The following is a 20,585-nucleotide window of genomic DNA, read 5'->3' on the forward strand; positions in this document are numbered from 1 at the left end:
CGAGAAGCCCCATGGAGCGCCCAAGACCGGCTCCGGATCAGGACTTCAGCCCAGAAGAGCCCAATCCGGCGTCCGGCTCCGGCGCGAAAAATGGCCCACCGGAAAAACCCGGGCATAATAGATCCGCCTTAATCAGCGGGCTCCTAGGGCCCCCTCGCCTAGGGCCCCCTCGCCTTCCCTGGCACTCCTTTTCCCATCCCGCACCCATTCTCAACTGAGTAGCAGCAGATGCACTCAAAAGGCCGAATGCGTGCATCTGCTGCTACTTACTTGGGGAGTGTTGCCGTCGGGACTTGGGGAGTGGTGCTGTCAGGTACATCGGAAGGCGGGCTGGCAAGTCGGCGGGGAGGGCGAGTCTCGCGGTTGAGGAAGGTAAGGCTGCGAAAGGGCCAGGCGCCGTGACCGGCGAAAGTGGGTAAGACTTGGATTATGACGCTCGCCAGATCAGTCCTCTTGTTCGTCTTGGCCGCGATCGCCGAAATTGGCGGCGCTTGGATGGTTTGGCAGGCCGTGCGCGAGGGACGATCCTGGTGGTGGGCCGGCCTTGGCATCGTGGCCCTGGGCTTATATGGCTTCGTGGCGACGCTGCAGCCGGAGGCGCATTTCGGCCGTATTCTGGCCGCCTACGGTGGCGTCTTCGTGGCCGGATCGCTGGCATGGGGAGTTATTTTCGACGGCTTCAAACCGGACCGGTGGGATCTTGCCGGTTCGCTGATCTGCCTGGTCGGCGTAGCAGTGATCATGTTCGCCCCGCGCGGTTCCGGAGCCTAGAGGGCAAGCACGCGCCGGAAGCGCAACGACTTTGGCACCTGCCCTTGCTCCCTGACGGCGCGGCTGCTATACCGGTGCCCATGGGTTTCCCGGCAGCGCGCAGCCTGGCCTTGGTAGTCGCACATCCCGATGACGACGCCTACGGGGTGGCCGGCAGCATCGCCCTGCATGGGGACGAGGCAGGCTTCCGCTATACCCTGGTACATGCCAGCTATGGGGAGGCCGGCGATATTGCTCCGGGCTTCCCCGCGACTCGCGAAACGCTGGGCGCTATTCGCAGAGAGGAGTGCGAAAACGCCTGGCGGGCCCACGGCCGGGTACCGGACCGGCACGACTGGCTGGAATATTCCGACGGCGGCGTGGCCGAGGTGCCCTTTTCCGAGCTCGTGGACAGAATTGCCGGCATCCTGGATGACGAGCGCCCGCTGGTGGTTGCCACCTTCGGCCCCGACGGGATCACCGGTCATCCCGATCATGTAACCATCGGACGTGCCACCGACGAGGCGTTCCACCGCGTACGTTCCCGTGGCGGCCCCGGTCTGCAGCGCCTGGTGCATGGTGCCATCCGGGAATCGACGATGCTGCGGTGGAATGCCGCCCGGATCCGGCATGGTTTGCCACCCTGGGATCCGCAGCGGGTTTACCATCTGCGAGGGGTCCCGGACTATCTGAGAGACATCGAAGTCAACACGACGACGGTGGCCCACCGGATCGTGGCCGGTCTGAAGCAGCATCGCAGCCAGGCGCACGTCATCTTCGATTCAAACCGTACGGACGAGGACTGGCTCCGCTCCGTCGGCCGCGAGCCCATGATCATCGCGTGGCCGCTGCGGCCGCCGGACGCGCCCCGGCTCGCGGACATCTTTGAGGGCCTGGACTGATGAGACCCGGAACGGGGACCAAGGCGGTCTGCTGGATCGTCAGAAGCCGGCGGAACAGCGGATAGGGCAAAATGGCAAGGGTGACTGTTCGTGCCGAAAGCCTCAATACCGCAATCTTCGCCCGCATTGCCCAGGAGCTGGGCGTCAAGCCGTGGCAGGTCCGGGCCGCGGTCGACCTGCTCGACGGCGGCGCCACGGTGCCGTTCGTGGCGCGGTACCGCAAGGAAGCCACCGGTACCTTGGACGATGCGCAGCTGCGCACGCTCGAGGAGCGGCTGGGCTACCTGCGTGAGCTTGAGGACCGCCGCGGGAACGTGTTGGAGGCGATCGACGCCCAAGGCAAGCTGACCCCCTCGTTGCGCTCCGCCGTCGAACGCGCCGAGACGAAGTCGGTCCTGGAGGACCTTTACCTGCCGTACAAATCCATCCGGCGCACCAAAGCCCAGATGGCGCGGGAGGCGGGATTGGAGCCGTTGGCGGAGGCGCTGTTGCGGAACCCGCAGCTTGACCCTGCCGGGGAGGCGGCCAAGCACCTGAACCCGGGGCAGGCGGTGACAGATGCTGTCCAGGCGCTTGCCGGGGCCCGTGCGATTCTGACCGAGCGGGCCGGGCTGGACGCCGCCCTGGTCAGCGGGCTGCGCGAGCGGCTCTGGCAGCAGGGGCGGATGCGGGCGCGGGTCAAGGCGGGCAAGGATGCGGAGGGTGCCAAATTCAAGGACTTTTTCGACTTCGTCCAGCCGCTGCACACGCTGCCCAGTCATCGTGTGCTGGCGCTGCTGCGCGGCGAGAAGGAGGGTGTGCTGGAGTTGACCATCGCCGAGGCGGACCCGCGGGACGCCGACGCAGTCAACACTGCCCGCGCGCGCTATGAATCGGCCGTTGCCCGCTCGCTGGGGATCAGCGACCGCGGCCGGCCCGCGGACGGCTGGCTGGCGCAGACCGCACAGCTGGCTTGGCGCTCACGCATCCTGGCCCGGCTGGCGGCGGACCTGCGCAGCCGGTTGTTCGAGACCGCCGAGACCGAGGCGGTGCGCGTTTTCGCCGCGAACCTGCGCGATGTGCTGCTCGCTGCGCCAGCCGGCAACCGGACCGTGCTGGGCCTGGACCCGGGGCTGCGTACCGGTGTGAAGGTGGCCGTGGTGGATGGCACCGGCAAGGTCCTCGCCACGGACACCATTTATCCGCATGCCCCCGCGCGCAAGTGGGGCGAGGCGCTCGCCCGGCTGGTCCGGCTGTCCACGGTGCACGGGGTCGAGCTGATCGCGATCGGCAATGGCACCGCGTCCCGGGAATCGGACAAGCTTGCCGGTGAGCTGATTGTTGAATTGGCGGCTCAGAATCCGGATCAAAGGGTCGCGAGGCTCGTGGTCTCCGAGGCCGGCGCGTCGGTGTATTCGGCGTCCGCGCTGGCCTCGGCGGAGCTGCCCGAGCTGGACGTGACGCTGCGCGGTGCCGTCTCCATCGCGCGCCGGCTGCAGGACCCGCTGGCCGAACTGGTGAAGATCGAACCCAAATCCATCGGCGTTGGGCAGTACCAGCACGATCTAAGCCCGGCCAAGTTGGACCGTTCCCTGGACGCCGTGGTGGAGGACTGCGTGAACGCGGTCGGTGTGGACGTCAACACAGCCTCCCCGGCGCTGCTGGCTCGGGTGGCCGGCGTGGGCGCCCTGCTGAGCGCGAACATCGTGGCGCACCGCAATGAGCATGGACCCTTCACCCGCCGTGCCGAGCTGAAAAAAGTTCCACGGCTGGGCGCGAAGGCCTTCGAGCAGTGCGCTGGCTTCCTGCGGATCAGCGGCGGAGCGGAGCCGCTGGACGCCTCGAGTGTGCATCCCGAGGCGTATGGCGTGGCGCGGCGGATTCTGGCCGCCGCGGGCGCTGGGGCAATGGGGATCAGCGCCGGCAGTTCGGGCGGGCGCAACGGCACGCACAACGGCACGGACGACGGTAGGAACGGCGGTACGAACAACGCCGCGCACGACGGCGGTAGTCGGGAGAGCGCCATCGCCGCCTTGGCACCGGAAGACTTTGCGGACGGCACCTTCGGTGTTCCCACTGTCCGGGACATCCTGGCGGAGCTGGTGAAGCCCGGCCGGGACCCGCGGCCGCAGTTCGCCACCGCCACCTTTTCCGATGGGATCGAAAAGATCGCCGACCTGCGCCCGGGCATGATCCTGGAAGGAACCGTCTCCAATGTGGCCGCCTTCGGAGCCTTCGTGGACGTGGGAGTCCACCAGGATGGGCTGGTGCACGTCTCCGCGATGGCCAACAAGTTCGTCGCCGACCCGCGCGAAATCGTGAAGTCCGGACAGGTGGTCCGGGTCAAAGTGCTGGAGGTGGATCCGGAGCGCAAGCGCATTTCCCTGACCCTGAGGATCGACGACGACACTCCCGCCCCGGGCGGCCGGGTGGCTGTCGCCAATAGTGGTGGGGCGGCTGTCCCCAAGAGTGGCCGGGCTGCTGCTCCGGCGGCGGACCCTGTGCAGTCTCCGCGAAGTAGGGCGGCCGTCCCTTCCGGCAGCGAAAATCTTTCTGCGTCTCCCGGATCCCGGCCGTCGAATAGGTCCGGATCCCCGCTGGCGGCCTCAGCCGGTGAAGGATCGGGGAGACTCTCGGGACGCCGGTCGGCCGCGTCAGCATCCGACACCGCGATGGCCGAAGCCCTGCGCAAGGCCGGTTTGCTTGGGGGCTAGTTCACGCGGTGGCCCTCATTTGCATCGAAGCCATCAAAAGCTGAGCGAAACGCCGCGACTCCTTGCCGCACTGGCCAGCCGATCATCAAAGGTTGCCACTGAAGCTCCTGCTGCCAGAGCGGTGAGGAGGACGCATACGTCGGGCATCTTGAGTCCGGTTTCGGCCCGCAGCAACGCCAACGCCTCGGCCTGATCGGCGGAGATGGCATCGACACGCAGGGCCAGGGAGTCCAGGGCGGCCTTCGCCAAAGGCAAGCGGCCAAATCTAGCCGGAGCCACCATAACCTCAGCCAGAGTCAGGACGTTGATGATCCACGGCTGATCCACGGCAGCGCTAAGGAACTCCCTGGCGCGTTGGTGGTGCTGATCGCCCGTTTCCAGTAGTGCGATAAGTACGCTGGCGTCCAACGCGATCATTCGGGCCACTCATCTCTCAGGCCAGCGAGATAGCCCTCTTCGTAAATTCCACTGAGGCGGCCAGCCGCGGCGGTAACCGCCTCCCGGCGTGCGGCTGCAGCGCGCTCGGCGTCAGCCAGAATGGCCCTGTGTCCCTCGTTGAGCAGATGTGCCACCAGCCGACCAGGACGATCAGCATCTCCCGGCCACCTTTGCGCGGCATCCCGCAGTGCCGCCGCAACTTCGTCCGATTCGGTGATGACATGGCGGCGTCGGGTAGTTGGCATGCAACAAGTGTAACACCCCGATGATAGGTGTAACACCGGAAATCCGGGGCATCCGGCACCTGTCCTTTTGCCCTCGAGATACTAAAGAGATAGTCCTCCCACGCCGCTTCGGCCCAAAGAAGGCTCATTCGCTCAACTGATGACCAACACCGCGGCCGCTTTTCAGGCTCGCAATTGCCCCTCGAACCATAACGCGCTGTCCTTGTCGAGGTCCGACCAACGCAGGAATATGCCCGCTTTTAGCGGTCAATCGCCGCTTCCGGCGTTGCACAGGCCGACAAACGCGCCCAGTTGTTCGAGTCCTTCCGGGTGGACGGGGAGATAGTTGGTCAGCTCGGGGGAGCGGACAACGACGGCGCGCCACTGACCGCGTGAGACCGCCACATTGATCCGGTTGCGGCTCAGCAGGAAGTCAGGGCCGCGCGGCGCGCCCGCGGCTACCGAGGCCGCCATCGAGACAATGACGACCGGTGCCTCCTGGCCCTGGAACTTGTCCACCGTGCCGACCCTGACATTGCGCAGGTCGGCGCGGGTCAGGACATCACTGATCTGCTGCACCTGGGCGTTGTAGGCCGCCACCACCAAGATGTCCGTTTCTTCGAGCGGACGCGGCGCGGGGTCCTGGGGATCAGCCCAGAGCAGGCCAAGATGCGCCCGTACCTGACGGGCCACCTCTTCGGCTTCCTCCGGGGACTTGGTGGTGTTGCCGGTATGGTCCACGTAGACGCACCGCACGCCGGCCGGAACACCGTCGAGATGACGGAGTGCGGCCGCCGGTGCGGATTCCAGCTTTCCGTCGTAGGACAGCCGGGAGACCGAGGCGCACAGGTCCGGATGCATCCGCCACGAGGTGGCCAGAAAATAGCCCAGCTCCGGCGGCAGGGTATGACGGCCGTGGGACAACCAGCCCAGGGCTGATTCGTCCACTGGTTCCGGGTGTTTGCCTTGGCTAACCTGGGGCAGCTGCTGCGGATCACCGAGCAGCAGCAGGCGCTTCGTGGCACGTGAGACGGCCAAGGTGTTGGCAAGGGAAAACTGGCCCGCCTCATCAATGACCAGCAGGTCCAGGGCACCGGCCGGGATCTTGGAACCGGTCATCGCCCAAGCCGTTCCCCCCACCAGGCAACCGCCCTCCTCGGCGAGCAAGCGGGTCATGTCCTCGTCACTTTGATGCAACCACGGCGCGTCTTTGAGGCGGAATTTGGGCTCCTTGGCCACCCGGTCCGCCGGCACGCCGGCCTGCAGTACCGCGGCGCAGAGCATGTTCTCCACCACGGCATGCGACTGCCCCACGATGCCGATTTTCCAGCCACGCGCCACCAGCCGGGCCACCACATGGGAACCGACATAGGTCTTGCCGGTCCCCGGCGGTCCCTGCACGGCCAGATAGGAATGATCCAAATCCGCCACGGCAGCGGTGATGGCATCGATGTAGGCGTCCGGCCCGGCACCCACTTCCGGCAGCGCGGGCAGGGTGGCCAAGCGGGGTTCGATCCGGCGCAGCAGATCAAGGGCCGGATGCCCGGGCAGGGACGGCAGCGACAATCCCACCCGGATGGCCAACTCGGACAGCGCCTCCTTCTGTCCCTTGGTAGCCACCGGTTCACCCGGCGTGAGGGCGAAAGGCAGCTGCTGGTATTCGCCCACACCGCGGCGAAGCTTTTCCTTCACCAGCAGCACATCGCTGGTTCCCGAGCGGTCCACCTCGATCACCTCCGTGCCGAACCAGCCGCCGCGGGAGATGTTCGGATCCTCCGAAACTTCCACGCCGTCCGGCAACGGTTCCTGGTACATCCGGAACAGCTTGTTGCCGGGTTGGTAGCCCGAGCCGTCCGCCAACGCACCCAGCAGCCGCACTGTACGTACAGGGTTGCTGCGCGGCGTCGGCTTGGCCCAGTCCTGAATCACCTGCGCCTCGTAAATCACAAAGACATCCCGGGTTTCGGCCCACTGGTCCGTTGGCGACGAGAGACGATCGAAATGCCCCCACCAGAATTGTTTGTCCTCCCGTCGGTGATAGCCGACGGCGGCACCCACCATGGCGATGGCCTGGTCGTCAGCGGTCAGCGGCTCTCCCGGTGGAAGGGCAGCCTGCCGGGCGGCAACGTAGTCCAGCAGCCTGGTTTCCTCCGGCAGCGCTCCGTACCCGGCCTGGCCGTCGTCGTCGTCGTTCCCTCTGGTGCCCACGGAGCCGACCCGGCCGCCATTGTCATGCCCTATGGCATTCCGCTCGGCGGGTGAGATGCCGCGCTCGGCCGCCAACGTCAGCAGCCAGTTGCGCAGCTCCAGCGTGGACAGGCAGTCGTACTCGTTGTAGTCCGAAATGCCGGCAAGAATGGTTGCCGCCTCCTCCGGGGACTTTGTGTCGCGGGCCTGGCAGTAATTGGCATAGGCCACCACGGAGGCACCGGCATCCTTCACCTCTCCCGAACGCAGGTGAGAGCCCATGTAGAGCGGTTCCAGTTTCTTGATGCTGTAGGAGCTCTCGGAGATCCGCAGACTGTGTCGCACGGTTTCATACAGGTCCACCAAGACACCGTCGCGGAGCAGATTATCCACCGCAGCCTCGCCAACGACGTGCGTGACGGAGAGGTGCCGTAACGCCGACTTTTCGTACGGTGCGTAGTGGTAGATGTGCAGGTCGGGATATTCCCGGCGCCGCTGTTCAACGTAGGCCAGGAAGTCCACGAAGGCCTGGCGTTCCTCCGCCCGACTGTGCGCCCACAGCGGTTTGAACGGTGGTTTCCCGCCCGGCTCGGACGCGTTTTCCACAACGCCGAACAGATACTCCATTCCCCAGGAGCCCGTGGTCGGATCCTGCCAGAGCGGATCCCCCTCGAAGTCGAAGAAAATATCCCCGGGACTCGGTTCCGGAAGCCTGTCCAGCGTGTTGCCGGGCAGCACCTTGTAGCTGACGGTCCGCTGCGCGCCGGCCTTATCCGGAAAGTTGACCGAGCCATCCGGGAGGGCAGTGCCGGCCTGGAACCCGGCCTGCTCCCGCAGTTTGGCGAGGGTGCCGTCCGGCTCCTCCGCACCCCCGGATGGCAGGGCGGCGAGTTGGTCGATCGTGGTGATGCCCGCGGTGATGAGCTTTTTTCGCCGAATCAGCGTCATCCCGGCCACCAGCAGCAGGTCCCGGTGCAGCGTCACCTGCTCCGCACAGTAGTCACAACGGCCGCATGCGGTGTAGCGCTCATCGCCCCACTGGACCGGTCCCTCCTCGGTGCGGTGCTCGGCGGTAATGGTCAACAGCCGGGCCCTCCGTTCGTAAAACACCGGCAGCACATCCGTCAGACTGTGATCGCTGTGCACGCCGTTGCCCAGCACCAACGTCATGGTGGGATCCGGAGGAATCCCCGCCTTGAACAGCTGGTCGCCATAAGCGGCAAGCTGCAGCAAGGCGGTGACCTTCGCGTGCCGGGCCAGCTTGGTGTCGAAAACCGCGATGTTTCCGTTTGGCTGCTTGAGTAGAAAATCTGAGCGGCCGTGGAAGGACCCATCGAAGAACGCCGCTTGGAAGACGACGTCAGCGCCGGACTTCAAGGCGTCGATGGATTCGGCGTGCTTGGCCTCCAGGACGCCGCGTTCCATCCGGTTGGCTGGCTCCACGTCGTAGACCCCACGCCTCGTGGTCGGATCCCAGCTGCCGAATTGCGCCAAAAACTGATCAAGAACCCGATGCTCGTGGACGTCACCGAGCGCGGCAGCGCGGGCCAGCATCTCATCCTTGGGAAACGAAGCCTTGGGTGTTCGCTTTAGCAGCTCATCGAGGATCCGCAGCAGCCGGTACTCGCATGTTGCTGCCGTGACCAGATCGGTGGCGGAAAAAACCAGATCGCGGGGGACCGTTGGGTGAGCCGAATCAAGCAGAAACATAATGTCCCCAGAGTGGAATGGATGGTCAAACCAACGTAGCAGGAGGGTCTGACAGCAAATCAAACGCTGGGGAGAGCGCCGGGCAGCGCGGCAGTTTACGGAAGCCAGGGCCCAAGGGCCCAAGGCGGTCCAAGCAGCTCCAACGGCCAAGCAGCTCCAACGGCCGGGGAGTGGCGGCGCCCGTACCCGTCCCGCCAGCACGTTGTGGCACGATTAAACCATGACTTCCAGCAGCGACAACATGCCGGCCACGCCCTTCCTGGCAGTGGATGCCGGCACCGTGGAACGGAACCTCGCTGCGATGGCAAAGACTGCCGCAGCCCGTGCGTTTGCCCTGCGGCCGCACGCAAAAACACACAAGGTGGTGGAGCTGGCGCTGAGGCAGATCGAACTTGGCGCGGTGGGGCTGACGGTGGCAACGATTGGGGAGGCGGAGGTTTTCGCGCAGGCCGGGGTCAAGGACCTCTTCATTGCGTTCCCCATCTGGGCTGATGAGGGCAAGGGTGCGCGGCTTCGGGCGCTTGCGGACAACGTGAGCCTGACCGTCGCGGTGGACTCGGCAGAGGGGGCGCGGCAGCTGGCCGCGACCACTGCTGGCAGGTCCATCAGCGCTGCGGCAGCCACTGGTGACCCAGCCATCGACGCTCCGATCCCTGGGTCTGCCGAGAACCGCAGGACTGCTTCCTCCGGCGCCCCGATCTACGTACTGGTCGAGGTGGACAGCGGCCATCACCGCTCCGGCACTGCCCCGCAGGACGCTGGCCAGGTGGCACTGGCAGCGGCCACTGCCGGGCTGCAGGTCGGCGGGGTCTTCACCTTTCCCGGGCATGGCTACGGTCTGGGAAACCGCGCCAACGCCGCCGCGGACGAGGCTCGTGCGCTCGTCACAGCGGTGGCCGCTTTGGCCGCAGCCGGACTGGAATCACCGGTGGTGAGCGGCGGCTCCACGCCGACGGCGGATGCGGCGGATGCATCGATTCTCACCGAGGTGCGTCCCGGGGTATATCTGTTCAATGACGCCCAGCAGGTGGAAATGGGCACCTGCGAATGGGACGACGTCGCGCTTTGGGCGGTGGCGACGGTGGTGAGCCGGCACGGGCAGGACCTCGTGCTGGATGCCGGCAGCAAAACGCTCGGCGCGGACTGGCCGGGCTGGGCCACGGGCGGTGGCCGGCTGCTGGATCATCGCGATGCCCGGATCACCGCACTGTCCGAACACCACGCCACCGTTCGATTCCCGGACGGCGCCGGGCTGCCGGGCCTCGGCGAGCGGCTGCGTGTGCTGCCGAACCATGTCTGCGCGGCCGTAAACTTGGCCGACGAGTTGACCGTTTTGGTGGACGGCGTCGCCGCGGATACCTGGCGGGTCGCCGCCCGCGGGCGGAACAGCTAAGCCGGAGGGCATATCGCCCGGGAGGCTTCGCCGGTACTGCTTCACCCGCGCCGATCCACCGGTGGATGCCGCCGGTACTGCTCCGCCCGCGCCGCGCGGTGGGTGGATGCTTCGTTCCCGGTCAGAGCCGGGCGAGCTTGGCGCGGGCAAAACTGTAAACCCCGTACGCGATCAGCCCAACACCGACCACCACCAGGATTATTTGCCCGAACGGAAGAGCGGTCAAGGCCTTCAGCGCGCCGTCGAGGCCAGAACCGTCCTTCGGGTTGACCCGGACGGCGGCAACAATGAACAGGATTCCCACCGTGACCACGGCTACGCCTTTGGCAACGTAGCCAGCCACACCAAGGGCCAGCACGGCCCGCCTGGCCGGCTCCTGCGGAACGGTGATGTCGTCCTTAAACTTTTGCCGGGCACCTTTGTAGATGAAGTATCCGCCGATGCCCGCCGTGACCAGGCCGACGGCGATCAGGAGCAGTTGCCCCCCTGGCAGCGCCAGGATGGTTCCGCTGGTGTGACGGCTCGACTTCGTGGCATCCGTGGACCCGCCCATGGCGAAGGTCAATGCGGTCCAGCCCAGCGCGAGATAGGCGATGGCTTTGAACAGGGAGACAATACTCCGGACCCACCGCTTCTTGGAGGACGAGCCGATGCCCAGCGAGGCCTGCAGCAGGAGCCAAAGCCCCAACGCCGCGAAACCGGCCACCAGAAGCCAGAGAATCACCGTTCCGCCGGGAAGCTTCGCCAACTGCGCGAGGGCTCCGGACTGATCTGATTCGCCTTCGTGGTGCAGGGCGATCCTGATCGAGAGGTAGCCCAACAGCAGGTGCAGTACGCCGTTCGCCGCGAATCCGGCACGCGCGGCGATATTCAGCACTGTGCTGTTGCCGGTCTCACTCCCGGCGCGCCGGATTTTTCCTCGGGTGCTCATGATGGGTCCTTTCCCGCAGACGCGCTGAGCAGCGGCGAGTCGGTGGCCGGACGCATGCTGCGGGCGCTGATCCACGCCCAGCTTGAAGCATAACCTTCGGCGCATCGAGGCGCATCGAGGCGCATCAAGGCAGGTCAAGCGCGTCAGTGCTGCCGGTCGCTTGCCCCTCCAGCATTCACCAGCACGCCGTCGGATGCCGGCACGTTCCGGCCCTTCCGCAGTTCCTTGGGTCCGCGGGGGTAGGCGTGGGACCGGCCGGCGAGGACGATGGCGAACGCGGCAAACGCGGGCACGGCGGCAGCCAGCGGCAGCAGCAGCGGCCCGACGGCGGTGAGCGCACCGGCGCCGTAAAGGGCGCCCACGGCGATCCCGATCTGGATAGTGAGCACGGTCAGGCCGTTGGCAGCATCACGGTGTTCCCGGCCGGCGCGCAGGATCGCGGCCTGGTTGTAGATGCCGATCGCGCCAAGTCCGGCGCCCCAGACGGACAGCAGGATCATGGCGCCGGTCATACTGAGCCCCGCAAACGGCAGCAGCACGAACGCGGCGGCGATGGCCGCCGTCGTCGTAATCAGGGACCGGCGCGGCCGGCTGTCCACCGTGATGCCGGCAATCCAGATTCCCACCAGTCCAGCCACCCCCAGCACGGTCAGCGACAGCGTCACGGCGTAGCCGGGAAGCCCCGCGGCGCGGCTGAACGGGGCAATGTAGGTGAACAGCGCGAAGTGCGCCATCAGCAACAGGGGCCAGGCGATGGCCACCGGCTTGACCCCGGGTTGGGCGATGGCTAGCCGCAGCGAGGGGTGCTTGGCATCCGGGATTCGGCGGACCCGCGGCAGCAGCCACAGCGCCAGCACGGCGAGCAGGATGCTCACGCCCGAGAGCATTAGAAAGGACATTCGCCAGCCGAGCAACGCCCCCAGGGCGGTGCCCACCGGCGCGCCAACAGCCAGACCCAGACTGTTGCCGGCGAACACCACGGCCATGGCACGTCCCATTTTGTAGGCAGGCACAATGCGGGCCACAAACGGCGCCATCGTTGACCAGAGCACGCCGTGGGCGATGCCGCCCACCAGGCGTGCGCCCATGGCCGGTCCAAAGCTGGGGACGACGGCGATCAGCGCGTTGCTGAGCGCGAAGGTGACAATCAGCGACACCAGCAGGGCGTTCCGCGGCACGCGGGCCAACAGAATGCTCGCCGGGATCACCGTGACCACGATGACGGCGGCGTAGCCGGCGGTGAGGTAGCCAGCCACTGGTTCGCTGACGTTGAAGCCGGCGCTGATCTGCGGCAGCAGTCCGGAGGGCAGCAGTTCCGTGGTGATCGCGGTGAAGCCGATCGCCGCCAAAATCAGCAGCGCAGCGATGGGCAGCCGGTCGCTGCGCGTCGTGGAGGGGGTCGAAGGCATGGAGAAGTGTCCGATCAGAACGAGGGGGAGGGAAGACTCGTGCCACGCCGCACGGATACCGCTACTTAAGGTTAGCTGACGAACCCGGCGGTGGAACCGCCCTGGGTGGCCCTGCGGGTCCTAGGGTCCCAGGCGGAGCAGGGTTTATTTCCCGATCCTGTCGCCGTCGCTGTCGAACAGCAGGGACCTTCGAGGCTCGACCTTGACCCAGACCGAGGTCCCCATCGAGGGTTCCTGGTCCTCACCCACCACCACCCGGACGTTGCTCTCGCCAACGGAAATGCTCAGCAGCACGGATGCGCCCAGATTCTCGGAGATGGTGACGCCTCCCAGGAAAGCATCGGCGGTCTCCGTCGTGGACATGTGCAGGTATTCGGGACGCGCGCCCCAGGTCACGGACTGTCCCTCGGCAACGAGACCCTCAGCCGATGCCGGCAGGGGCAGCGATGTGCCGGAAACCAGAACCCTGCCGTCCTGTACGGTTGCCGGCAGCAGATTCATCGGCGTTGAGCCAACAAAGGAGGCGACGAAGATGTTGGCGGGGCGCTGGAACACCTCCCGTGGGCTTCCGAGTTGCTGCAGCGTGCCCGCCTTCATGATCGCGATGCGGTCCGCGAGGGCGAGGGCTTCAGCCTGATCATGGGTCACGAACACCGTCGTGATGCCCAGGTCGATCTGCAGCTTCTTGAGGAAGGTTCGCGCCTCAAGGCGGAGGCGTGCATCGAGGTTTGAAAGAGGTTCGTCGAAGAGGAAAACCTCCGGCCGGCTGGCAATGGCGCGGCCCAGTGCCACCCGCTGCTGCTGGCCGCCGGAAAGCTGACCGGGACGGCGTTCCATCAGCCCCTGCAGGGAAAGACCGTCTCCCACTTTCTCCGCTTCCTCCAATCGGTCAGTCTTGCGCATCTTCTGGATTTTCAGGGGGTATGAAATATTGTCAGCGACTGACATGTGCGGAAAAAGTGCATAGTCCTGAAAGACCATCGCTATCTTCCGTTTTCCTGGCTCCAGGTCGGTAACGTCACGATCGCCGATATTGATTCTCCCGGACGTGGTTTTTTCCAAGCCCGCTATGGTGCGCAGGAGTGTCGTCTTTCCGCAGCCGGACGGCCCAAGGAGGGCAAAGAACTCGCCGTCGTTGACGGTCAGGCTGAGCCCATTGACGCCCCGGACTCCGCCGGGATATTCCTTCACGAGAGACGTTGTGACGATGCTGGCCATTAGCTCTTGATGCCTCCGTAAAAGCGGAACCCGTAGCGGGTGTTGACGAAAAAGTACATGGCTATCACCGGAATGGAGAACAGCAGCGAAAACGCGGAAATGAGTGCCAGATTTGGTTGCCCACCCTCCGTATAAAACGTGTAGATGACGACGGCGGCAGGGGTTCGGGAGGGTGTCTGGAGCAGGATGTACGGCACCAGGAAGTTGCCCCACACCTGGACCACGGCCCACACCGCTATCGTGGCCAAGCCCGGGCGCGCGAGCGGAACTCCGACGTCCCAGAGAATCCTGAGCGGCTTCGCACCATAAATCCGGGCCGACTCCTCATACGATTTTGGGATGGAGTCCATGAAATCCTTGAGGATGAAAATCACGGTCGGCATGATGCCGCTGCCCAGGATGAGAATGACCCCGAGCTGGGAGTCAATCAGGCCAAGCTTCACCATCAAAAGGAAAGTCGGCACCATCGCTGCCGTTCCCGTAATGATCGAAGAGAGCAGAAGCAGGGTGTACAGCAGGATGTCGCGGCCGGGGATCTTGACCCGTGACAGGGCGTAGGAGGCCAGCGCGCCGAGGACAAGGACAAGAATCATCGTGCCCAGTGCGAGGATGATCGAGTTCCCCAACGAGGCAATGGCACCAGGGGTTTGAAAGAGAACCTCGAAGTTATGGAAGGTGAACTGTGGCGCCTTAATGGTCAGCGAAGGATGCGCATCGAAGGGAGCGAAGACCAGCCAGAGCACCGGGATAACAAAAAAGGCCAGGACCAGCGCAATGAAGAGCGTCTTTCCCATCAGGCCGAGAAAATGCCTCATCAACGCCGGCCTTGCCGAGCTGTCGGCGGTCGCCTGCATACTGTTCACGATTTCTTCTCCCGCAGGATCCTCAGGTAGACGAGCGCGATCACCAAATTGATGAGGATCATTATCAAGGACACTGCGGAGCCCTGCCCCAGCGATCCCTCACTGAGGGCCAGCCGGTAGATATAGACGGGGAGGATCTCCGATCTGTGATCCGGCCCGCCGGCGGTCAGCAAATATGGGGTAAACGTATTGAACGTCCACAGCGTGATCAGAATTGTGTTGGTCAGGACATGGCTTCTAATGTGCGGAAAGATGACATCCCGCAGTTGCGCCCACGCTCCCGCCCCCGCGATTTTCGAGCTTTCCAGCTGCGTGGGGGGAACGGCTCCGAGGGCCGAACTGAACAGCAGCATGGAGAACGCCGTTCCCACCCAAGTGTTGAAAACGATGATGCTCTGCATCGGGAACTGCAGCAGCCAGGCCGTTGTCCCCGTCCCGAACAGAGTGTTCAGCGTCCCGTTATTGCGGTCCAGCAGCGCCAACCACAAGAACGTGCTGACCGAGCTGGGAACAATCCACGCCAGCAGAACGAAAAATTCGACGACGCTTTTGACGCCTTTCCGCACCCGCGTCATCATCCACGCAATGGCGAAACCGAGCACGGACTGCCCGATCACGGCCGATCCAAGGACAAAGAGCAGCGTCAGCCCCAAAGAATTGAGGAAACGGCTGTCGGTGAGCGCATTGACGTAGTTGTCGATGCCGACGAAGCGTGGATGCGTGGCCGCGAAACCAGTGAGCCGGTAATTTGTCAGGCCCAGGTAAAGCGTCCACAGGGCCGGAAAAACCAGGAAGATCGCGATCAGCAGCATGGCCGGAGCGACGAATGCGGCCGCCCGGCCCTTGCCCAGTCCGGCGGAATCCCCGTCCTCGGAGGTGCGGTTTCCCTTGCGTTTTACCCGTTCTGATTTACGTAACTTTTGCGAGGCCGCTGCATCGGCATCGATCTCGCTCATTTGAACACGTTGGACTTGTCAACGAGTTGTTCCAGTGCCTTCTCATAATCTTGTGCGGCAGCCTCGCCGGAGGTGCCCGATGCCGCCTTTCCCGTGGCATCTTCTATCGCCAGGGAGACCTGAGGATCGACGGCCACGCCGGGCCGGAACCCGCTCACGGGCAGCACCTCCTTGGCGATGTACGTCAACAGGGGATCCTTGCCGAGGACCGCCGCATTGACGTCGTCGCGCGCGGAGAGCTGCGGAGTTGGGATGAATTTATCTTCCAGGATCTTGGCCGAGTTCATAAAGGTCAGCAACTCCCAAGCCTGCTGCGGGTACTTCGAATCGGGGTTGAGGAACACCCCACCGCCGCCGGACATGCTGACGAAATCCGTTCCGTTCACGCCCTTACCCGGCGCCTGGGCCGGAATTTTCGCCCAGCCCACCACGGTGTCCCGGTCCGCCATCGGTGCAATGCCGCCCTTGGGGTTGATGACCGACCGCCAGAGATAGTCGCCTTCAATGATGATGCCCAATTTTCCGTCCGCAAAGAGTTGGAAGGACTTGCTGCGCCCGTCGGTTTCCTGCTGCAGCAGAGGATCGCCCAGCTTCGCCGATCCGTAAATCTTCCCGTAGAAATCGAGCACATCCTTCACGCCCTGGCTGGCACCCTGCCATTTGCCGTCCTTGTAGACCGGCTGGCCGGTTCCCTGCAGCAAGGGAAGGAAGCCCTGCATGGTGGTCGCCTCGCCCATCGGGGTGCCGGCATTGATCTGCAGCGGGGTAACCCCGCTCAGCGACTTCAGCTTTTCGGCAGCCGAGAGGATGTCCGCCCAACTTTTAGGCTGCCAATCGGCGGGTAACCCAGCCTTTTGGAACAGCTTCTTGTTGAAGTAAATGACTCGCCCATCGGTCCCCTCGGGGATGCCATAGGCCTGGCCGTTGTAGCTGGTGAATTGCTGGATCCCCGGTTGGATCTGCTTCCAGCCGTCCCAGGCAGTGACTTTCTCCTTCCCGACCACGTCATTGAGCGGTTTGATGTAGCCGGCATCAGCAAATTCCCCCGTCCAGATCCCGTCGAGTTCGACCAGGTCCGCTGCGGTATGCGCCTTGAGTGCGAGGGACATCTTCGATTTGAAGGCCTCATCTTCGACGCCGCTGGGGTTAAAGGAGACTTTAACGTTGACACCCTTCGCCTTCTGTTCGGCCTCAAATTTTGGAATCACGGATTTGGTTATCCAGACGGCCTCAGCGTCGCTCTTTCCGCCGAGGATGGCGTTCGCGCTGATGGACAGGGTCACGTCTTTCGCATCGGCGTTTTGCGAGGGATTAACCGGGGTTGAGCTGCTTCCTCCACCGATACACCCGGTTAGAGTGAGGGAAAGAAGTGCCATCGATGACACAGCGAACTTGGTGCGACCCAGGTGTTTCATCAGGAACCCTCTTCTAGGAAGAACGCCTTGCCAGATGGTTAGGACAAGCTGACAAAGCTCAGCTGAAGCAAAAGTACTCCCGGTGCGGAGCTTTGGCAAGGAAATCCGGATCTAATATCGCGACCACGTCCCCGGACTGAATATCGCGGCTACGTTCTCGGATCACTGCTATTCTCGGGCGGTGACAGGCATCGTTCCCGATTGGAAGGGTTGCGGCCTATGACGAATGTCCGGCGGATTGTCCGCATCCTCTACCCCGCGGACCGGGTTGCCACCCCGTACCTCGACGTGCCCTTCGAAGTATCCGATCCAACCTCGTCCCTCGAAGTCCGGTTGGAATACGACCGGAGCAAGGGCGTCATCGATTTAGGCTGTGACGGTCCGGCGGAGTGGCGCGGATGGTCCGGCGGAACAAAGACCGGTTTTGTGATTACGGAGACCGAAGCAACCTGCGGATACATTCCCGGCACTCCGGAACTGGGCGAGTGGTCTGTTGTTCTGGGGCTGCACAAGATTCCGGCTGAGGGTCTCGAGTTTCATCTTCTGATCAGCACCCCAGCCGAACACAGGGTTGAACCTGTGCCGCCCGCTCCGCCGGTGTCGGCAGTCGAACGGCCGAGCCTGAAGAGACGGCCCTTCGCCGCCGCTGACGGCCTCCCCTGGTTCGCCGGCGATTTTCACGCCCACACCCTGCACTCCGATGGCGCGCTAAGTATCAGGGCGCTGGCTGCCGAGGCGGTGTCCAACGGGCTCGATTTCCTCGCGGTCACCGACCACAACACCGTGAGTCATCACCGTCATCTGCCGGGTGTTTCCGCCGAATATGGCATCGCGCTGCTGCCCGGGCAGGAGGTGACGACGGCACGGGGACATGCCAACGCGTTCGGTTCCCTGCCCTGGATCGATTTCCGCCGGCACCCGCAGACCTGGGTCGACTCCGTCGAACCGGCCGGCGGCGTCCTGTCGATCAACCACCCCGTTTCCAGGGATTGTTCGTGGCAATGGAGCCTTGACCGCAAGCCCGGACATGCCGAGATCATGCACAGCAGTTGGCAGAGCTCAGCCACTGACACCGGTATTTGGGCCTGGTGGAACGCGTGGGGCACGGCGTCGGCCATCCCGCTCGGAGGCAGCGACTTTCACAGACCAGGGGAGGGTGTTTCGGTCGGCACGCCGACCACGTGGGTCGCCGCGGAGGAAGCATCGCCGGAGAGCATTCTCGAAGGCGTGAAGCGCGGCCGCACCTCCCTCAGCATGGGAGGCGCCCGCAACGGAGCCGTGCTCCTGCACGTGGGCGATGAGCTCATCGCCTACGACGCCGAAGGTGCGGTTTTCGGCGACATCACCGGCCGGAGGTGCATTATCACCAGCCCGCGGCAAACCCTGAAGGCCGACGGGAATGGCCCCTACCGATTGGAGACCGCCGACCGCAGTATCCTCGCGATCACTGCATAAGCCCGTTGCGGCGGAGCGTCTACGGCAGTGGTCCAAATTGCTTCGTAGCAGACGTTGGCGTATTCATGCGACAGCACGTTGCGGAGGTCGCGTAGATTCCGCCATGGAACGTTGGGATGCTCTTCTCGTACTTCGTCGGGAAGATTGTCTGCCGCTGTGTTTAGATCCACAAGAATAGACTTCATTGCCTCCCGGGCTTGCCAGTTCTGTTCCGCGAAGAAGGCGGTGCGGCCGCCGTCCACTATCTCTTGCGCCCAGCCCAACCGTTCACAGAGGGACGGCCTCGTCCAATATCCGGTTCATAATCGGGCTTGGTGGACCTGCGGTTACAACATCGACCTCGACGCCAAGCAGGGCGGTCATGTCCAAATGAAAGCCGGTCAGGTCGAATAAGGACGCGCCGGGTTCGAGATCAATGAGAAGATCGATATCGGAGTTCGGGGTATCTTCGCCTCGGACCGCGGATCCAAGACGCGCACCTTGGTCAAATGGTACTTTCGGGCCAACGCTACGGCTTCGTCTCTGTGCTCGAAGAGGATTTCTGAAGGGCGCCGGCGCAGCGCGCTCACAAGCTTCTGCACTTACTCGGGTCGGGGGACGCGGCGTCCCGCTTCGTGGGCTGAGATGTTTGGCTGGCTGATGCCAGAGAGCATTGGCAACGTTGTCTGGCTCATTCTCGCTCTATAGCGAAGTTCTCCGATGTCCACAGCCACAGTCAAATTATATCGCGCCAGTTATATCGCGGAGATATACCGAGGGGAACTTCTGCCGCCTGTCGAGCTGCCCGGGTGCTTTACCCGCAGCCGCAGGAACGCCGCACAATCAGCTCGGTGGGGAAGATCCGCAGGGTGGGGTTGTCATTGTGGCCACCACCGGTGACGGCCTCGACGGCGGCGGCCGCCATGGCCGCCAGCGGCTGGGCAACCGTGGTGAGCCCGGGCCAGGTGTATTCGGACTCGGGGGATCCGTCGAAGGACGCAATCGCTATGTCCTCGGGAATCCGGATGCCGCCCTCGTGTAGGGCGCGCAGCAGACCCGCGGCCTGGCTGTCGGAACTGGCGAAAACCGCGGTGGGCCGCTCATTGCCGGCGATCAGCCGTTTGCCCGCGGCATACCCACCCTCCCGCGTGAACGGCGCCCGCGCGATGGGCCCCGCGCGGAGTCCTTCCGTTGCCAAGGCGTCGAGCCAACCCAGCTCCCGGCCATCGGCCTTCTGTGTTCCGTTGGTGCCGATCACCAGCCCAATGTTGCGGTGCCCGTGCCAGATCAGGTGCTTCACGGCCTCCTGCGCGCCCTGCCGCAGGTCGACGCCGACGGCGGCAAAGCCGGGGGCTGCCTGGCCCTGATTCAGCAGCACCACGGGGATGTCAGCCGAAATAACATCGCTCAGATCCGGTTCGGAGGCCACGCTGGCCAGCAGGACGGCCGTGACCTGCCGGGACAGGAAGTTGCGCAGGTGCCGGCGCTCCTTGGACAGGGAACCGTCCGAGTTGGCCATCATCAGTGCAAAGCCCAGCCGGTCCGCGGCTTCCTCGACGGAGTGTGCCAGCTGAGCGAAGAGTGGATTGCTGTTTTCCGGAAGTATCAGCCCAAACGTTTCCGAGGAGCCGAGCTTCAGCGCGCGCGCAGCCGCGTTGGGCCGATAGCCCAGCACACGGATGGCCTCCAGTACGCGGGCCGCGGTGGCTGGTGCCACGTTCCTGGGACCGGAATTGACCACATAACTGACGACGGCGGCGCTCACCCCCGCGTAGCGCGCCACATCCGTGCGGGTGACGGCGGAACGCAGGGGTTGCACTGCCGGCTGGGTCATGGGGTAATGCTAGCGGCCGTGTGTGGGCACTAGATGAGTAATTCCAAGGGGTCGTCTCGGCGCGGCGTGGTGTTTTTGTTGGCAAAGGTGCCCAGAATCGGCGGTATCAAACCCAAACGCCGAACTTGGAGGCCCGCGTGGACGCCGATCTGGACACCCTTGCTACTGCATTGTATGTGAAAGCCGATGACCTGTTGAAGGCGTATCCGGAACGGGTTCCGCCTCGGC

General features: G+C 64.4%; 17 protein-coding genes. 5 read left to right on the plus strand and 12 right to left on the minus strand.

The annotated features are described in order from the left end of the window. Nucleotides 1-429 precede the first annotated feature (429 nt). From IV498_RS16100 to IV498_RS16110, 3 genes are all read left to right on the plus strand, one after another. Nucleotides 430-771, plus strand: coding sequence for a YnfA family protein (locus tag IV498_RS16100; RefSeq protein ID WP_269048107.1), 342 nt, complete (start codon nucleotides 430-432; stop codon nucleotides 769-771). An 80-nt stretch (nucleotides 772-851) separates the two neighbouring features. Then, nucleotides 852-1,652, plus strand: a complete 801-nt coding sequence (locus IV498_RS16105; protein WP_269048108.1) for a PIG-L deacetylase family protein — start codon at nucleotides 852-854, stop codon at nucleotides 1,650-1,652. Between the two features lie 71 nt (nucleotides 1,653-1,723). Continuing rightward, nucleotides 1,724-4,345, plus strand: a complete 2,622-nt coding sequence (locus IV498_RS16110; protein WP_269048109.1) for a Tex family protein — start codon at nucleotides 1,724-1,726, stop codon at nucleotides 4,343-4,345. 33 nt (nucleotides 4,346-4,378) lie between these two features. Here IV498_RS16110 and IV498_RS16115 read toward each other — a convergent pair whose 3' ends face one another. The 3 genes from IV498_RS16115 to IV498_RS16125 all read right to left on the minus strand — a co-directional run bounded on the left by IV498_RS16115 (nucleotide 4,379) and on the right by IV498_RS16125 (nucleotide 8,904). Next, nucleotides 4,379-4,762 carry a type II toxin-antitoxin system VapC family toxin gene (locus tag IV498_RS16115; protein ID WP_269048110.1) on the minus strand — a complete coding sequence of 128 codons (384 nt, stop codon included), beginning with the start codon at nucleotides 4,760-4,762 and terminating at the stop codon, nucleotides 4,379-4,381. After that, nucleotides 4,759-5,028 (minus strand): hypothetical protein, encoded by a 270-nt coding sequence (locus tag IV498_RS16120; protein WP_269048111.1) that lies wholly within the window; start codon nucleotides 5,026-5,028, stop codon nucleotides 4,759-4,761. Before IV498_RS16120 ends, IV498_RS16115 begins: the two co-directional genes overlap by 4 nt. Nucleotides 5,029-5,274: 246 nt before the next feature. Further along, nucleotides 5,275-8,904: a TM0106 family RecB-like putative nuclease gene (locus tag IV498_RS16125; protein WP_269048112.1), complete on the minus strand. Its 3,630-nt coding sequence runs from the start codon at nucleotides 8,902-8,904 to the stop codon at nucleotides 5,275-5,277. A 220-nt stretch (nucleotides 8,905-9,124) separates the two neighbouring features. On the opposite strand from IV498_RS16125, the gene IV498_RS16130 reads away from it, so the two are divergent. Then, on the plus strand, nucleotides 9,125-10,297 hold the full coding sequence (locus IV498_RS16130) for an alanine racemase (RefSeq protein WP_269048113.1): 1,173 nt from the start codon (nucleotides 9,125-9,127) through the stop codon (nucleotides 10,295-10,297). A 121-nt stretch (nucleotides 10,298-10,418) separates the two neighbouring features. On the opposite strand, the gene IV498_RS16135 is transcribed toward IV498_RS16130, so the two are convergent. The 6 genes from IV498_RS16135 to IV498_RS16160 form a co-directional block, all read right to left on the minus strand. Continuing rightward, nucleotides 10,419-11,228 (minus strand): DUF1206 domain-containing protein, encoded by an 810-nt coding sequence (locus tag IV498_RS16135; RefSeq protein WP_269048114.1) that lies wholly within the window; start codon nucleotides 11,226-11,228, stop codon nucleotides 10,419-10,421. Nucleotides 11,229-11,371: 143 nt separating this feature from the next. Continuing rightward, complete coding sequence (locus IV498_RS16140) at nucleotides 11,372-12,637, minus strand: MFS transporter (protein ID WP_269048115.1); 1,266 nt, start codon at nucleotides 12,635-12,637, stop codon at nucleotides 11,372-11,374. Nucleotides 12,638-12,781: 144 nt separating this feature from the next. Continuing rightward, a complete protein-coding gene (locus IV498_RS16145) occupies nucleotides 12,782-13,855 on the minus strand; it encodes an ABC transporter ATP-binding protein (protein ID WP_269048116.1) in 1,074 nt (357 codons plus the stop codon). After that, nucleotides 13,855-14,670: a carbohydrate ABC transporter permease gene (locus IV498_RS16150; protein ID WP_269048117.1), complete on the minus strand. Its 816-nt coding sequence runs from the start codon at nucleotides 14,668-14,670 to the stop codon at nucleotides 13,855-13,857. Before IV498_RS16150 ends, IV498_RS16145 begins: the two co-directional genes overlap by 1 nt. Nucleotides 14,671-14,714: 44 nt before the next feature. After that, on the minus strand, nucleotides 14,715-15,674 hold the full coding sequence (locus tag IV498_RS16155; RefSeq protein WP_269048118.1) for a carbohydrate ABC transporter permease: 960 nt from the start codon (nucleotides 15,672-15,674) through the stop codon (nucleotides 14,715-14,717). Continuing rightward, a complete protein-coding gene (locus IV498_RS16160) occupies nucleotides 15,671-17,089 on the minus strand; it encodes an ABC transporter substrate-binding protein (RefSeq protein ID WP_269048119.1) in 1,419 nt (472 codons plus the stop codon). The genes IV498_RS16155 and IV498_RS16160 overlap by 4 nt, the downstream gene beginning before the upstream one ends. Before the next feature lie 219 nt (nucleotides 17,090-17,308). Between IV498_RS16160 and IV498_RS16165 the strand changes: the two genes are divergently transcribed. After that, nucleotides 17,309-18,544 (plus strand): CehA/McbA family metallohydrolase, encoded by a 1,236-nt coding sequence (locus tag IV498_RS16165; RefSeq protein ID WP_269048120.1) that lies wholly within the window; start codon nucleotides 17,309-17,311, stop codon nucleotides 18,542-18,544. Here IV498_RS16165 and IV498_RS19115 read toward each other — a convergent pair. The 3 genes from IV498_RS19115 to IV498_RS16175 all read right to left on the minus strand — a co-directional run bounded on the left by IV498_RS19115 (nucleotide 18,496) and on the right by IV498_RS16175 (nucleotide 20,357). Further along, on the minus strand, nucleotides 18,496-18,786 hold the full coding sequence (locus tag IV498_RS19115; RefSeq protein ID WP_442951367.1) for a HepT-like ribonuclease domain-containing protein: 291 nt from the start codon (nucleotides 18,784-18,786) through the stop codon (nucleotides 18,496-18,498). The genes IV498_RS16165 and IV498_RS19115 overlap by 49 nt on opposite strands. A gap of 25 nt (nucleotides 18,787-18,811) precedes the next feature. Beyond that, nucleotides 18,812-18,973, minus strand: coding sequence for a nucleotidyltransferase family protein (locus IV498_RS16170; RefSeq protein WP_330059761.1), 162 nt, complete (start codon nucleotides 18,971-18,973; stop codon nucleotides 18,812-18,814). 364 nt (nucleotides 18,974-19,337) lie between these two features. After that, entirely contained in the window at nucleotides 19,338-20,357 is a 1,020-nt protein-coding gene (locus IV498_RS16175) for a LacI family DNA-binding transcriptional regulator (protein WP_269048121.1), read from the minus strand. Nucleotides 20,358-20,585 lie beyond the last annotated feature (228 nt).

Origin of the sequence: Paenarthrobacter sp. Z7-10, assembly GCF_026932795.1 — a bacterium.
Lineage (GTDB): Bacteria > Actinomycetota > Actinomycetes > Actinomycetales > Micrococcaceae > Arthrobacter_M.